Genomic DNA, 15109 nt, shown 5'->3' with positions numbered 1-15109 from the left:
CGAGCGCATGAGACGGTTGCGGCACAAGATCGTTTTGGTCCTCGCAATCCTCGCGAGCGTCCTTGTGGTGCCGATCGCGTTCTCTCCGACCGTGGCCGGCGCGGCCGGGCCGTGTGACCTGTCACCGGACCTCGCGCCCGAGATCGTCGGCGGTGGCGTCGACGGGCTCGTCAAGCCACCCCCGCCCGACCCCGCGCCCGGTACGGGCGCGACGGGCGCGGGCGGCACGGGGGGCACGGGCGGTGCCGGGTCGCCGGACGCGTACTCGCCGGCCACCGGCACCGCGACGGCCGGCAAGGTGGCGGAGCCGCTGACCAACTACGACCGGTACGGCATGGCCGGGCAGTTCTGGCACACCTACGGCCTCGGCTGCAACGACGTGGCCGCGGTCCTCGGCAACGCGTGGGCCAACACGGTCTTCTCCTGGGCCAAGGCCATCGACCGGATGACCATCACGACCTACCAGGCGGCGGCCACCGAGGGACCGCTCCAGTCGATCAAGGACATGGTCGACGACATCGTCACGAACCTCGCCAACGCCATGTACTGGCCGTACCTGCGGGTGGTCATCCTGCTCGGCGCGGTGTGGCTGGCGTGGTACGGCCTGATCCGCAAGCGTGCCAGCACGACGGCCGAGGGCGTGATCTGGATGATCCTGGCCGTCACGGTCGCCGTGTGGTTCTTCAGCCGCCCGGGCGACTTCACCGGCCTGGGCAAGACGGTGACCGACAAGACCGGCGAGATCGTCAACTCGGCGTTCAGCGGGCTGCCAGGGGCCGGGGGCGCGTCCTGCCTGCCCACCAAGGGCGAGACGAACGCCAAGGCGGGACCCGGCGGCTACGGTCAGAGCGGCACCCCGGGCGTCGCCCAGAACGCCGACGCGCTGTGGTCCACGCTCGTCTGCAAGCCGTGGCTCATGGGCGAGTTCGGCACCGCCGACCCCTCCGCCCACATCGTGCGCGATTTCGGCGCCAAGACGCTCGACATCCAGGCGACCGACGTCCAGGAGCAGACCTCGGGCCAGAAGCCGAGCTCCGGCTCCCACCAGGCGAGGTTCGAGGAGGAGGTCGCCAAGCCGCTGGAGAGCACCCCGATGTTCTTCCTCTTCCAGGGCAAGGACTGGACGAGCAGGCTCGGCATCGCGATCGGCGCGCTCATGGCGGCCATGGTCACGGGCGTGCTGATCTTCCTCGTGGCGGTGTCGCTCATCGCGCTCAAGATCGGCTTCCTGCTGCTGCTCATCCTCGGGCCGGTGTTCCTGCTGATCGGCGTCCATCCCGGCTCCGGGCGCATCATCGCCATGCGCTGGGTCGAGATGCTGGTCGGCACGCTGCTCCGCCAGGCGGTGCTGGCGCTGGTGCTCGGCGTGCTCGTGTACGGCTACGCGCTGATCATCTCCACGAACCTCCCGTGGGGTATGCAGATCATGTTCATCGCGCTGCTGACGATCGCGGTGTTCTTCTACCGCCGTCCGTTCCAGCACCTGTTCTCCTCCATGGACGGGCACACGCTCGCCACGCGGATGCTGGGAGAGGCGGCCTCGGCGCCGACCCTGTCCCGGGCCGCGAACGCGCTGCCGCCGGTGGCCGCGGCGCGCATGGGCCGCTGGGGCCTGCGCAAGGCCGAGCCGGTCATCAACGCGGCGGCCATGGCGGCCGGAGGCGCGGCGGCGGCGACGGCCTCCACGGTCGCCCAAGGCCGCGTCAGGGGCGAGGAGGTCACCCCGGGGGCCACACAGCAGTCCGGCACGCGCGTCCCGGTTGGCGCCCAGCCGGCCCCGCTGGACGCCGACGGGCAGGCGGGCCTGCGCCGCAAGGCGACCGGGCGCGGCACCGCCGTCCCGCGTCCCGGGGCGGCTCCGCCGCTCAACCTGTCCGGGCGCATGGGCGGCTCCGGCCGTCCGGGCGGCGCGGGGCCCGGCGGGGGAGCCACCAACGTCCCGAGCCCGCGCCCCGCGACCCGCACCGGCGGCGGCACTACGGGCACGGGAGGCGGAGGGTCGACGGGTAGCTGGTTCGGCGGCAGGTCCGGTGGCGGGTGGGCCTCACGGTCCGGCTCCTCGGGCGGCTCGTCCGGCGGGTCCTCCGGGGGTTCCCGCCGCTCCGAGGGGGCGGCGCCGAAGGCTCCGCGCTCCACGGCCGGCGGGCCCCGTGGCCTTTCGGGCGGCGGCGGGTCGCCTGGACGTTCCTCCGGTGGTTCCGCGCCGCGTTCGTCGGGCGGGTCGTCCGGCGGATCCTCGGGCTCGTCCGGCCGTTCGTCCGGCGGGTCGTCGGGCAGCCTGTTCGGCGGCTCGTCCGGCAGGTCGAACGGTTCGTCGGGCAGGTCATCGGGCGGCTCGCCGGGCAGGTCCTCGGGTTCGTCGGGCAGGTCGTCGGGCGGGTCGTCCGGCTGGCTGTCCGGGAACGGGCGGTCGGGGTCCTCCGGTGAGGCTCCACCGCTCTGGCTGCCGCCACGCTCCGATTCCGGACGCGGTGAGGCCGAGCAGGCGCCCTTCTGGCTGCGCCCGGCCGATCGCGACAAGGACTGACGATGGTGCAGGTCAACGACCGGCGAGGGCTCGTCTTCGCCGGTGTGGTCGTCGCACTGGCGGCCGTAGGCATCTATCTGTCCATGCGGCCCGCCTCCGGTGGCTCGCAGGACGGCGACCCTTCCGGCAGGGCGGCGGTGGTCTCGACCCTCGCCGCTCCGCAGTCGGGTGCGTCTCCCGCTCCGGCGGTCAGTCCCGGCTCGTTCGACATCTACAGGTTCCTGCCCATCCCCAAGGAGCAGATCGCCCTGGCGGCGGACGCGGCCCAGCGGTTCGCGACCTCCTACGCGACGTACCGGTACGACGAGGACCCCGCGTCCTACGCTGAGCGGCTGAAGGGGTTCACCACGGCCGAGATGGGTGCGGTCCTCGCGCGGGACGTCACCACGCCGGCCAAGGTGGACCAGGACCGCGCCGACGAGGTGGTCTCCCAGGGATCGGCGCGGTTGAGGACCATAAGGAACATCTCCGACGGCTCGATCGTGTTCGTGGTCACCGTCGTGCAGAACATCACCGCCAAGAGCGGGCCGCAGGAGCGCGGCACCGACTACGCGATCACCCTCACCCAGGTCGGGACCGAGTGGCGGGTGTTCGACATGCAGCGCGCCGACGCGGGCCAGGACGGGGACACCGGCGACGGGACCACGCAGTGACCTCCCGTGTGCGCATAGCGCTGCTCATCGGGCTCGCCGGGGTCGTGCTGGTCACGCTGATCATGGCGCCGATGCTCATGAGCACGTTCCCCTCGTTCCTCAGTGGCGGCGGCACGGCCGGCGGTGACTGCACGGACACGGTCACGAAGGTCACGAACGTCTCCACCACCGCTCAGTCGGACATCCCGGCGAACTACCTGGAGCTGTACAAGAAGTGGGGCAAGAAGACCGGGGTCCAGTGGACCGTGCTCGCCGCCGTGGGCAAGCGTGAGACCGACCACGGCCGGTCCAACCTCGCCGGAGTGAAGAGCGGCACGAACTACGCGGGCGCCGCCGGTCCCATGCAGTTCCTGATCAGCACGTGGGGCGGCAAGGCCAAGATCAAGATCCCGTCGAAGTTCAGCGGGTACGCCTCGGACGGCGACGACGACGGCTGGGCCGACGTGTACAACCCGGCCGACGCGATCCTCGGCGCGGCCAAGATGCTCAAGCGCAACGGAGCGCCCGACGACCTCAAGCGGGCGCTCTTCGTCTACAACCACGCGATGTGGTACGTGGAGCAGGTGCTGGTGATCGCCAGGCGGTACGCCTCCGACGGGACGCTGGAGCTGCCCCCGGACGCGAACCCGGAATGCGACTCGCCCATCGTGGAGGCGGCCCCGACCGACATCGTCCGCAAGATCCTTGAGTACGCCCTGGCCCAGCGAGGCAAGCCGTACCGCTGGGGCGGCACGGGGCCGGACGCCTTCGACTGCTCGGGAATCATCTACATGGCCTACCGCGCGGCCGGGCTGTCGATCCCGCGTACGACCTTCGGCCAGTGGCCGTTCGGCGCGAAGGTCGCCAAGGGCTCCGAGCAGCCGGGAGACCTGGTCTTCTTCAACGCCGGGCCCGGCACCTCCTCCAACAGTCCGGGGCACGTCGGCCTGATCGTCTCGCCCGGCAAGATGGTGGAGGCCCGGTGCACGCTCTGCGGACCGATCAAGATGACGACGTACCGCGACCGCCCCAACATCGTCGGCTACACCCGCCCGCTCCAGAATCCGGCCGTTGTCGGGCAACTCAAGCGGCTGGGCCTCACTTAGAACGGGTCATTCCGCCCACTTGCCGCATTCTCGATATGGGGAGGAGCCAGACCCGGGGCAGACTCCTTAGTCTTTACCCACATGGAGAAGATTGTTGTCGCGGCGGCCATCGTCGAGGGGGACAGGCTCCTGGCCGCCCAGCGCGCCGCGCCTCCGGAGGTGGCCGGGGGGTGGGAGTTCCCCGGCGGCAAGGTCGACCCGGGCGAGAGCGACCACGAGGCGCTGGTCCGGGAGTGTCAGGAGGAGCTCGGCGTCGACATCGCGGTGGGCGACAGGATCGGCGGCGACTGGCCGCTCAGCCCTGGGTACGTGATGCGCGTCTGGCTCGCACGGCTCATCTCGGGCATTCCGCACCCCCATGAGCACTTGGCGTTGCGCTGGCTCGGTCCTGACGAGCTCTTCGACATCCCTTGGCTTCCCGCTGACCTGCCCATTGTGCGGGCTGTACAGAATCTGATCCCTGAGGCGTGATCCCCAGTACGGTGTGAGATAACAGTTACACAGCGTGACTAGTTTGTCGCGCATCGTATCGGGGGACGGGGATCTGCGGTGGCCGGTTGGTGGCGACGTGCCCATGTGGTGTCCGTGGTCGGCGTTGGGGCGCTGGCGCTGGGAGGCGGGGGGGTGTCTCTCGCCGCGACGGGGTCGGAATACGGCTCCGTGGAGCCGCCGGACGCGGCCGACGGCGCCCAGCTCAGCGTGCGCCTGATGGGCGTGGGCGAGCATGGCCGGCACGGCAGGCCGATCCGTGAGGGCGATCTCCTGCACTTCCGCGTCAGGCTGGACGGCCCGGCCGAGGGCGCGCTCCTGGCCGTGGCCGCCACTCCGAGGGAGGCGTTCTCCTCGGTCGGCTGCGACACCCCCGCCGGCCTGCCCGTGAAACCGGCCTCGCGCCCGCAGTTGTGCGACTTCGGCGACATCTCGGGTCCGAGGACCGTGGACGTCGCGCTGAGGGTTCCGCGCCGGGCGGGCGAGGTCGGCGTCCTCGCCGTCGCCCAGATGCGCGACCCGGGAGGCGTGCAGTGGATCCGCCGCATGGCGGACGTCAACATCAAGCTGGACGGCCCATCAGGGCTGTCCGGCCCGCGGGGCCCGGAGCCGGAGTCGGGTGTGCCCGCCCCCAAGTCCAGGAACGAAGGCGAGATCCAGGGGCTCGGCCCCGGATCGATCCCGCAGGGACAGCAGCCGGGGGAGGCCGGTCTCGGTACGGCCGCAGGCCCGCTCGCCGGCGGGGAAGACGCCCTCAAGGGGGACGTCGCGAAGGGCGGGGCCCCCAAGGAGCAGGCCGGCGAGTACCCCCTGCCCTTGGGCCTGAGCGGCCCTTTGCCGAAGACCGTCGGCACGGCCGAGACGCCTGTCAAGAGCGCAGAGAACATCGGCAGCGCCAAGGACACTCTGAACGCCAAGGACACCGCGAACCTGAAGGAAACCGAGAGCGCCAAGGACACCGCGAACCCCAAGGAAACCGAGAGCGCCAAGGGCCTGACCGGATCCGCGGGCGTGGGCGACCCCGAGGGAGCCGCCCAGCCGGTGGAGGCCGCGACGCCCGCTGAGGGCCAGATCCCGGCAGAGCGCACTCCGCGACCGGCCGAGAGGGCCGTCGACCTGACCGGCCCGGAGTCCCAGGCCGACGGCGACCAGGACGCCACGCCGAAGTCGCGTCCGGGCTCCCGGATGACGCCGGACGACGCGCAGCCGATCACCGGTGCGTCGCGGCGGCCGGGGGCCAAGCTCAAGGCGCCGTCCGCGATCCCGCACCCGGCGCCCGGCGCTCCCGCCAGGCCCGGAAAGGCCGTCGCGCACCCGGCGCCCATGATCCCGGTTCCCGCGCCGATGCCGCTCCAGGCGCCCATGCCCGCGCCCGTCCAGGGTCCGCGGATGATGCCTCTGAACGGCGCGGGGATCCAGATGCCGCCGGCGGTCGCGATGCCGCCCGCGCCGGTCCCGACCCCGGTGCCCAACCCGGCGCCGGGCACCGTACTGGCTCCGGGCATCCAGCCGTCCTTGCCGGGAGGCGCGCAGGGCGCGATCCCGGGTCAGCGGCCAGTCCCCGGTCAGATGCCGATCCCCGGCCAGGCGCCCTTCCCCGGCCAGATGGCGGCGCCTGGCCAGATGGCGGCGCCCGGTCAGGTTCCCGGGGCGGGCGCGCCGCAGGTTCCGGCGATGGGAGCGCCGCTCCCCCAGGAGATGCGCCCCGCGACCCCGAACCTGGTGGCAGGGACCGAGGAAGATGACCTCGAAATGGTGCGCGGGCTCCCCGCCGCCGTCGCCGCAGTCGGGCTGCTGCTGGGAGCACTGGCATTGCAGATGAGGCTCCGGCGCAGGCGGGCTTCCAGGAAATTGGGACTCTGAATGGATCGGTGTCGCTGAACGCCCTTTCCTGTTACTTTTGCCCAACTAGGATGTTCTCTAGTTTGATCGGCAAGAGTGGCGAGGCGGAGGGCAGCGGTGAGCGGACGCGCGCGTATGACGGCCGTGTCCGCGGTGGCGGCATCGATCGGCCTCACCGGCGCCGTCCTGCTCGTGACGGCGCCGATGACGGCTCCCAGGGCGAACGCGGCGCAGGTCGCCCTGGTCGATCCCACGTGGGTCGAGCCCGGGAATCCTGACATCACAGATAGTCCGGCCGACCAGTCGCCGGAGCCCGAGCCGACCGTCACGGTGACCATCACCGAGAGCCCCGATCCCACGGTCACCCGCACGAAGACGGTGGACCCGAAGCCGACCGCGAAGGCGACGAAGACGCCCAAGCCGACGGCGACGCAGACCTCCCCGATCGAGCCGCCGACGCCGACGCTGGAGCCCCCGCCGGTGAGTCCGCCGGCCATTCCCACCAGCGAGCCTCTCGTGCCTACGACCCAGCCTCCGGCCGAGAGCGTGGCCCCCGAGCCCCAGGTGTCACTCGCCCTGGTCAGCCCGACCTCCACGCCGTCCGAGACCTCCGAGCCGAGTCCGTCCTTCGACGAGCCGACGCCCGACTCGGTGGCCATCGAGATCCGCAACGCGTCCCCCGAGTACAACCAGATGGAGCTGAGCAAGAAGCTCGCCATCCCGGGGGTCCTGCTGGCCGTCCTCGTGATGCTGGGCGTGCTGATCTTCGAGGGCCGTATCCGCCGCACGGCGCACGCGGCGGCCGTACGCAGGGCCGGGCCCCGCTCGCCGGGCCGGCACCGTGACGACGTCCCCGGCGCCTATCCCATGCCGGGCTACCCGATCTACCACGGGGGCACGGCGTACGCGCCCATCATCAGCTTCGTGCCGGTCCAGGGGTATCCCGGCGGGCCGGGCGTCCCGTACGACCCGCAGGGGTACGGCATCGCGTACGAGCAGGGCCTGAGCGGGCCGCTCCCGCTCGCAGTGGGCCCCTCCGAGCCGTGGCCTCGCAGGGAGGACCACCCGCACCCCGGGCAGGGCCCCGAGTCCACGCCGACCTTCCCGGCCGCAGGGCCCCAGCCGCTCCCCGGCGAGCCGCCGGCCGGGGTGAACCCGCCACCGCCGGGTGGGGTGAACCCGCCAGCGTCGGGTGGGGTGAACCCGCCAGCGTCGGGTGGGGTGAACCCGCCAGCGTCGGGTGGGGTGAACCCGCCACCGCCGGGTGGGCAGCAGGCCACGTTGCAGGCCCCTCTGCCGGACGGCAAGCCCAGCCGGGGCCTCCTGGGCCGCTTCCGCCGCGGCTCCTCCTGAGGCGTCGCACAGCCGCTGCCGTACGGCGCTCACAGCCCCGTACGACGACCCTCTCCGTTCCAGGCAGCCCACGGGCGCTGTACGGCCGCTCAAACGCGCACGGGCCGCTGACCATCACGGTCAGCGGCCCGTCGCCACGTACGGCCGGTTCTAGCCGGCCTTGGAGCCCGACGCGCTCGACGAGCGCTTGAAGATCTTGTTGCCGAGCCAGACCAGCGGGTCGTACCTCCGGTCGACCACGCGCTCCTTCATCGGAATCAGCGCGTTGTCAGTGATCTTGATGTGCTCGGGACAGACCTCGGTGCAGCACTTGGTGATGTTGCAGTAGCCGAGACCGTGTTCCTCCTGCGCGGAGTCCTTGCGGTCGGCCACGTCGTACGGGTGCATGTCCAGCTCGGCGATGCGCATGAGGAAGCGCGGGCCGGCGAAGGCCGCCTTGTTCTCCTCGTGGTCGCGGATCACGTGGCAGACGTTGTTGCACATGAAGCACTCGATGCACTTGCGGAACTCCTGCGACCGCTCGACGTCGATCTGCTGCATGCGGTACTCGCCGGGCTCCACGTTGTCCGGCGGGGTGAAGGACGGGATCTCCCTGGCCTTCTGGTAGTTGAACGACACGTCCGTGACCAGGTCCTTGATGACGGGAAAAGTCCGCATCGGGGTCACGGTGATCGTCTCGTCCTCCTCGAACGTCGACATGCGCGTCATGCAGCCGAGCCGGGGCTTGCCGTTGATCTCCATCGAGCAGGAGCCGCACTTGCCGGCCTTGCAGTTCCACCGGACCGCGAGGTCGGGGGTCTGCGTGGCCTGCAGCCTGTGGATGGCGTCGAGGACGACCTCGCCCTCGTTCACCTCGACGACGAAGTCCTCAAGCCTGCCCTCGCCGCCCTCGCCGCGCCAGATGCGGAACTTGGCCTTGTAACCCATCAGGACTCCTTAACGAGCGCGTCGAAGTCCGCCAGCTCGTCGGCTGTGACGTACTTGCTGAGCTCCGCCCGGTCGAACAACGTGATCAGGTCCTCCCGCATGGGAGGCTGGGGCTTCTCCTCGATCGTGACCGCGCCGTCCGGGGTGACCCCGCAGGCCAGCAGCTTGCGCCGCCACTCGGCCGACATGCCGGGGAAGTCGTCGCGGGTGTGCCCGCCGCGGCTCTCCTCGCGGATCAGCGCCGCGCGGGCGACGCACTCGGAGACGAGCAGCATGTTGCGAAGGTCGATCGCGAGGTGCCAGCCCGGGTTGTAGATGCGCCCGCCCGGAGCCCCGGCGTTGGCCGCCCGCTCCTTGAGCTTCTCGACGACCTCCAGGGCCTCCTTGACCTCCTCGGCCTTGCGGATGATGCCGACGAGCTCGTTCATCGTGCGCTGGAGCTCGTGGTGCACCTCGTACGGGTTCTCCCCGCCCGTCCGCGAGAGGGGGGCCATGGCCTCGATCTCGGCGTTCTTCAGCGTCTCCTCCGCCGTGACGGGCCTGGCCGCGAGGCCGTCGACGTACTCGGCGGCCCCGGCGCCCGCGCGGCGGCCGAAGACCAGCAGGTCGGAGAGCGAGTTGCCGCCGAGGCGGTTGGAGCCGTGCATGCCGCCCGAGACCTCACCGGCCGCGAACAGGCCCGGCACCGACGAGGCGCCGGTGTCGGCGTCCACCTCCACGCCGCCCATGATGTAGTGGCAGGTCGGGCCGACCTCCATAGGTTCGGCCGTGATGTCGACGTCGGCCAGTTCCTTGAACTGGTGGTGCATCGAGGGCAGCCGCTTGACGATCTCGGCGGCGGGAAGCCGGCTCGACACGTCCAGGAAGACGCCGCCGTGCGGGGAGTTGCGCCCGGCCTTCACCTCGGAGTTGATCGCCCGCGCGACCTCGTCGCGCGGCAGCAGCTCCGGAGGGCGGCGGTTGTTGGCCTGGTCGTTGTACCAGCGGTCGCCCTCCTCCTCCGTGGTGGCGTACTTGTCCTTGAACACCTCGGGGATGTAGTCGAACATGAACCGCTTGCCCTCGGAGTTGCGCAGCACCCCGCCGTCACCGCGTACGGATTCGGTGACCAGGATGCCGCGCACGGACGGCGGCCAGACCATGCCCGTCGGGTGGAACTGGATGAACTCCATGTTGATCAGCTTCGCCCCGGCGAGCAGCGCGAGCGCGTGCCCGTCACCGGTGTACTCCCAGGAGTTGGAGGTCACGGTGTAGGACTTGCCGATGCCGCCGGTGGCGAGGACGACCGCGGGCGCGTCGAAGCAGATGAGACGGCCGGTCTCGCGCCAGTAGCCGAAGGCGCCGCTGATAGGGGCGTCCTCGGTGGGAGCAGTCTTCAGCAGCTGGGTGATCGTGCACTCGGCGAAGACCTTGATGTATGCCTCGGGGTCGCCGTGCAGTTTCTCGTCCTCCTGCTGGAGGGCGACGACCCGCTGCTGGAGCGTGCGGATCAGCTCCAGGCCCGTACGGTCGCCGACGTGGGCGAGCCGGGGGTACTCGTGGCCGCCGAAGTTGCGCTGGCTGATCTTGCCGTCCTTGGTGCGGTCGAACAGCGCGCCCCAGGCCTCCAGCTCCCAGACGCGGTCCGGGGCCTCCTTGGCGTGCAACTCGGCCATCCGCCAGTTGTTGAGGAACTTCCCGCCGCGCATGGTGTCACGGAAGTGCACCATCCAGTTGTCGGCGGGATTGACGTTGCCCATGGCCGCGGCGGCCCCGCCCTCGGCCATGACCGTGTGGGCCTTGCCGAACAAGGACTTGCAGACGATGGCGGTGCGCTTCCCCTGCTGCCGGGCCTCGATTGCCGCCCGGAGTCCGGCGCCGCCCGCTCCGATGACGACGACGTCGTATTCGTGACGCTCGATTTCCACTGTGATCCTTAAGCGAACGGGAAGTTGATGATGCCCTTGGCGACGAGCCGCACGTAGAGGTCCGCCAGCATGACGGAGTACATGGACAGCCAGGCCAGGAGCATGTGCCTGGAGTTGAGCTTCGAGACGAAGGTCCACGCCTTGTAGCGCACGGGGTGCTTGGAGAAGTGGTTGAGCCGTCCGGCCGTGATGTGGCGGCAGGAGTGGCAGCTCAACGTGTACGCCCAGATCAGCACCACGTTGATCCACAGGATGGCCGTCCCGAGGCCGAAGTGACCCCAGTTGCCGTGCGCGTCGCGCAGCGCGAGGACCGCGTCCCAGGTCAGCACCGCGGCGATGAGGATGGCGCCGTAGAAGAAGTAGCGGTGGACGTTCTGGATGATCAGCGGCAGGCGCGTCTCACCGGTGTACTTCTTGTGCGGCTCGGCCACGGAACAGGCCGGCGGCGAGAGCCAGAAGGCGCGGTAGTAGCCCTTGCGGTAGTAGTAACAGGTGAAGCGGAACCCGGCCGGCAGGCCGAGGATCAGAATGCCGGGCGGAAGCTTCCACCAGTCGCCGAAGGGCGCGAGCCCGAGGAACCGCGCGCCCTCGGGGCAGGACGTCGCGAGACAGGGCGACGAGAAAGGGGCGATGTAGGGTTCGACGAAGTAGCTCTTGTCGAAGATCGCCCACAGGCCGTAGACAAGGAACGACGCGAGCGCCGCGAATGTGATAGCCGGGGCCAACCACCATCGGTCCGTGCGCAGCGTGCGGGCCTTGATCTGGGCCCGCTGCTTCCTCTGCGCCGGCTCATTGGTCGGCCGACCGGCCGTTGTCTGGGTCATCGGAGAACTCTCCACCTCCCGCGGACCCCCCTCGCCTCATGGGTGCGGGGTCCGGGCTTTCACATTTGGCTGGGTGCCGCGCGCGCTGTGGTGTCGCGCCGGTCACACAGCCGCGCGCGTGCCGGTGGGGCCCTACGTTACGGCGGTGGGATCCCTCTGTGTGAGAAGGGTCACTCACTTTTTCGACTGACCTGGTGTGATTCCCGTCACGTCGCAGTCAGGCTCAGGAACGTTGACCGGTTCTTGGCAGTTTCACGACTGTCACGAAGAAATCATCGATCTGCCGTACCACCCGGATGAACTGGTCGAAGTCCACCGGCTTGGCGACGTACGCGTTCGCGTGCAAATGATAGCTCCGCAGGATGTCCTCTTCGGCCTCCGAGGTGGTCAGGACGACCACGGGGATGCTCCTGAGGTCGGCGTCGGCCTTGATGTCCTCCAGGACCTCCCTGCCGTCCTTGCGGGGCAGGTTGAGGTCGAGGAGGATCAGGTCGGGCCGGGGCACCTCCGCGTACTGGCCCTCGCGGCGCAGGAACGCCATGGCCTGCTCGCCGTCGCTCACCACGTGCAGCGTGTTCTGGACCTTGTTGTGCTCGAACGCCTCCTGCGTGAGCAGGACGTCTCCTGGGTCGTCCTCCACGAGCAGGACGTCGATGAAGCGGTAGTCATCCATGCAGTTCTCCAGGAATCGCGGGCAGGGTCCAGCGGAACGTCGTGCCTGACCGGCCGGCGACCGAGTCTTCCAGCCAGATCTTCCCGCCGTGGAATTCGACGATCTTCTTGCACAGCGCCAGGCCGATGCCTGTCCCCGGGTACACGTCCCGTGGGTGCAGACGCTGAAATATCAGGAAGATTCGGTCAGCGTACTTGCTGTCGACACCGATGCCGTTGTCCGCGCACGCGAACTCCCACATGTCCCCCTGCTCCCTGGCGGAGATGTGGACGTGGGGCGGCTCTCCGGAGCGGAACTTCAGAGCGTTGCCGATGAGGTTCTGGAAGAGCTGGGTGAGCAGCACGCGGTTGCCGAAGACCGCCGGGAGCTCGTCGTGGGTCACGGTGGCGTCGGTGTCCTCGATCTGCGCTGAAAGGTTCCCCACCGCGGTGTCCAGCACCTTCTGTACGTCCGTGGGGGCCTTCTCGCCGCCCACGCGGCCGACGCGGGAGAGGTCGAGGAGATCGTTGATCAGTAGCTGCATGCGCTTGGCGCCGTCCACCGCGAAGGTGACGTACTGCTTCGCGCGGTCGTCGAGCTGGTCCCCGTACCGCTGCTCCAGCATCTGCGTGAAGCTCGCGACCTTGCGCAGCGGCTCCTGCAGGTCGTGGCTCGCGACGTAGGCGAACTGCTCCAGCTCGGCGTTGGAGCGGCGCAGCTCGGCGGTCTGGTCGGACAGCTGCCGCTGGGCCTCGGCGGCGCGGCGCCACTCGCGCACGATGCGCCCGCGCATGGCGTCGACGCGGCCGGACAGCTCCGCCAGCTCGGCCGGCCGCTCGACCTGCAGCGTGCGGTCGAAGTCGCCCATTGCCACGGCCCGCACCTGCTGGGTGAGCTGGGAGATCGGCCGGAGCACGATGTACCTGACGATGAGCGTGAAGGTCACCGCGGCGCCCAAGGCCACGACCGCCAGCAGGATCAGCACGAGGTAGAAGGTCCGCCAGCCCGCTTCGATGCGGGCGCTGCCCTGGTCGTGCAGCCGCCCGAGGTTCTGCTGCTGAGCGTCGAGCGCGGCCCGTACGGCGGTGAAGCGCAGGCTGTTCACCTGGGCGTAGGTGGTGGCGGTCTGCTTCTTCAGCTCCGGCACCTTGGCGATCACGACGTCGGCGTAGTCGCGGCGCCAGGCGGCCGAGGCGTCGACCAGGCGAGCGAGGTCGGCCCTGGCCGTCTCCTCGGGCACGCGGGACATCAGCGCGGTGAGCTTGGCCGTCGCGGTCGCCTCCTCCGCGAGACCGGTCTTGTAGTCCTGGAGGTACTGGTCCTCGTTCGTGCGCCCGTAGGTGCGGATGGAGCCTTCCTCCGCGGACAGCGAGTTCGCGATCTCCAGGGTGCGGAGGACGGCCGGGTCGATCACGTCGACGACGGCCTCGCGGGCGACGCGCATGTCGTTGATCGTCGCGATGGTGAGGCCGGTGCCGACGATGAAGGCGAGCGCGACGAGCATCCCGGCGACGAGGAACCACCGGCCGAGGGGGAGCCGCCCGAAGCCGCTCGGCGGCGCGGGCGGGGGCAGAGGGGCGAGGTCGGTCACGGTGGCCTCCGAGTCAGCCGGTCACAGCGGGCCTCTGCCGACCAGTACGGCGGCGAGGTCGTCGCTGAGGGCGTCCCTGTGCATCTCCTGGACGGCGGTGATGATCCTGTCGAGGTCGATCTCGCCCTGCTCGCGGATGAGCCCGATGAGCCCTTCGGTGCCGAGCAGGTCGGGCCCGCCGCCCACCGTGGCCTCGATCAGCCCGTCGGTGTAGAGGAGCATCGACCAGTCGTCGCCGAGCTCCAGCTCGATCGTGGTCCATTCGACGTCGCTGAAGATGCCCAGCGGCGGTCCGGAAGGCGCCTCGGCCACGACGTCGAGGACGCCGTGGTGGACCCCGCCCCGCACGAACAGGGGCGGCGGGTGGCCGACCACGTGGAGCCGGGCGTGGCTCAGGTCGGGATCGATCGCGACCATGCACATGGTCGTGAAGATCTCAGGCGACTTGCGCTCGTTGCGCAGCACCCTGTCGAGGGTGGCGAGGAGCTCGTTCCCCGTGTGGCCGGCCAGCACCAGCGTGCGCCAGGCGATGCGGAGGGCCACGCCCAGGGCGGCCTCGTCGGGGCCGTGGCCGCAGACGTCGCCGATGACCACGTGCACGGCGCCGTCGGGGGTCTGGACCGTGTCCCAGAAGTCGCCCGCGAGGAGCGCCTGCCTGCGTCCGGGCAGGTAGCGGGCCTGGTGCTGCAGGCCGTCCCTCTCAAGCTCCTTCTTCAGCATGGGGACGGGCAGCAGGCCGTGTTCGAGGCGGGCGTTCTCGCGGCTGAGGTGCTGGGCGTCGGCCAGCTTGCGCTGGGTGAGGTCGGCGCGCTTGCGCTCGATGGCGTAGCTGATGGCGCGGGCGAGCAGCCGCTCGTCGACGTCCTGCTTGACCAGGTAGTCCTGCGCGCCCGCGGCGACGGCCTCGACCCCCACGTGGGCGTCGTTGAGGCCGGTGAGCACCAGCACGGCGGTGTCGGGGGCCATCGAGAGCACCTGGCGCAGGGCCTCAAGGCCGGTGGCGTCCGGAAGGGAGAGGTCGACCACCACGCATTGGACCTCGGCGGTCAGCCGGTCGCGGCTCTCGGCGAGACTGCGCGCCCAGATGATCTTTGGGGGAGTCGGGGCCGAGGCCAGCAGCTCCTCGACCAGAAACGCGTCACCCGCGTCGTCCTCGATGAGGAGGATCGTCTGCATCTCGGTCGGCGCCTCCGGCATGCCGGGCGAGAGCGCGGTCACTGGTGCCTCTTGTGAAGTGATGGTTGACCTTGGCTGTTGCC

12 protein-coding genes are annotated in these 15109 nt (G+C 70.3%); 6 read left to right on the top strand and 6 right to left on the bottom strand.

All coding sequences use genetic code 11. From position 1 onward, the window contains the following. Positions 1–7: 7 nt before the first annotated feature. From ACGFIV_RS20605 to ACGFIV_RS20580, 6 genes are all read left to right on the top strand, one after another. Positions 8–2527: a hypothetical protein gene (locus ACGFIV_RS20605; protein ID WP_392836936.1), complete on the top strand. Its 2520-nt coding sequence runs from the start codon at positions 8–10 to the stop codon at positions 2525–2527. A gap of 2 nt (positions 2528–2529) precedes the next feature. Then, the gene (locus ACGFIV_RS20600) at positions 2530–3180 is read left to right on the top strand and encodes a hypothetical protein (protein ID WP_358546194.1); all 651 of its coding nucleotides are present in this window, start codon (positions 2530–2532) and stop codon (positions 3178–3180) included. Continuing rightward, complete coding sequence (locus ACGFIV_RS20595) at positions 3177–4265, top strand: bifunctional lytic transglycosylase/C40 family peptidase (RefSeq protein WP_358546197.1); 1089 nt, start codon at positions 3177–3179, stop codon at positions 4263–4265. The genes ACGFIV_RS20600 and ACGFIV_RS20595 overlap by 4 nt, the downstream gene beginning before the upstream one ends. Positions 4266–4346: 81 nt before the next feature. Further along, on the top strand, positions 4347–4736 hold the full coding sequence (locus ACGFIV_RS20590; protein ID WP_392836930.1) for a (deoxy)nucleoside triphosphate pyrophosphohydrolase: 390 nt from the start codon (positions 4347–4349) through the stop codon (positions 4734–4736). 153 nt (positions 4737–4889) lie between these two features. Continuing rightward, positions 4890–6617 (top strand): hypothetical protein, encoded by a 1728-nt coding sequence (locus ACGFIV_RS20585; RefSeq protein WP_392836927.1) that lies wholly within the window; start codon positions 4890–4892, stop codon positions 6615–6617. A 96-nt stretch (positions 6618–6713) separates the two neighbouring features. Beyond that, the gene (locus tag ACGFIV_RS20580) at positions 6714–7949 is read left to right on the top strand and encodes a hypothetical protein (RefSeq protein ID WP_392836924.1); all 1236 of its coding nucleotides are present in this window, start codon (positions 6714–6716) and stop codon (positions 7947–7949) included. A gap of 150 nt (positions 7950–8099) precedes the next feature. Here ACGFIV_RS20580 and ACGFIV_RS20575 read toward each other — a convergent pair whose 3' ends face one another. The 6 genes from ACGFIV_RS20575 to ACGFIV_RS20550 all read right to left on the bottom strand — a co-directional run bounded on the left by ACGFIV_RS20575 (position 8100) and on the right by ACGFIV_RS20550 (position 15068). After that, the gene (locus tag ACGFIV_RS20575) at positions 8100–8876 is read right to left on the bottom strand and encodes a succinate dehydrogenase/fumarate reductase iron-sulfur subunit (protein WP_392836921.1); all 777 of its coding nucleotides are present in this window, start codon (positions 8874–8876) and stop codon (positions 8100–8102) included. Next, positions 8876–10783, bottom strand: coding sequence for a fumarate reductase/succinate dehydrogenase flavoprotein subunit (locus ACGFIV_RS20570; protein ID WP_358546212.1), 1908 nt, complete (start codon positions 10781–10783; stop codon positions 8876–8878). Before ACGFIV_RS20570 ends, ACGFIV_RS20575 begins: the two co-directional genes overlap by 1 nt. An 8-nt stretch (positions 10784–10791) precedes the next feature. Beyond that, positions 10792–11607 (bottom strand): hypothetical protein, encoded by an 816-nt coding sequence (locus ACGFIV_RS20565; protein WP_358546215.1) that lies wholly within the window; start codon positions 11605–11607, stop codon positions 10792–10794. A gap of 223 nt (positions 11608–11830) precedes the next feature. Continuing rightward, positions 11831–12280: a response regulator gene (locus tag ACGFIV_RS20560; RefSeq protein ID WP_358546218.1), complete on the bottom strand. Its 450-nt coding sequence runs from the start codon at positions 12278–12280 to the stop codon at positions 11831–11833. Then, positions 12273–13850 (bottom strand): ATP-binding protein, encoded by a 1578-nt coding sequence (locus ACGFIV_RS20555; protein WP_392836917.1) that lies wholly within the window; start codon positions 13848–13850, stop codon positions 12273–12275. The genes ACGFIV_RS20560 and ACGFIV_RS20555 overlap by 8 nt, the downstream gene beginning before the upstream one ends. A gap of 21 nt (positions 13851–13871) precedes the next feature. Next, positions 13872–15068 (bottom strand): SpoIIE family protein phosphatase, encoded by a 1197-nt coding sequence (locus ACGFIV_RS20550; protein WP_358546223.1) that lies wholly within the window; start codon positions 15066–15068, stop codon positions 13872–13874. Between the last annotated feature and the right edge of the window lie 41 nt (positions 15069–15109).

It is taken from the genome of Sphaerisporangium sp. NPDC049003 (assembly GCF_043197795.1).
Lineage (GTDB): Bacteria > Actinomycetota > Actinomycetes > Streptosporangiales > Streptosporangiaceae > Sphaerisporangium.
This window is presented reverse-complemented; position numbering and strand designations above follow the sequence as displayed.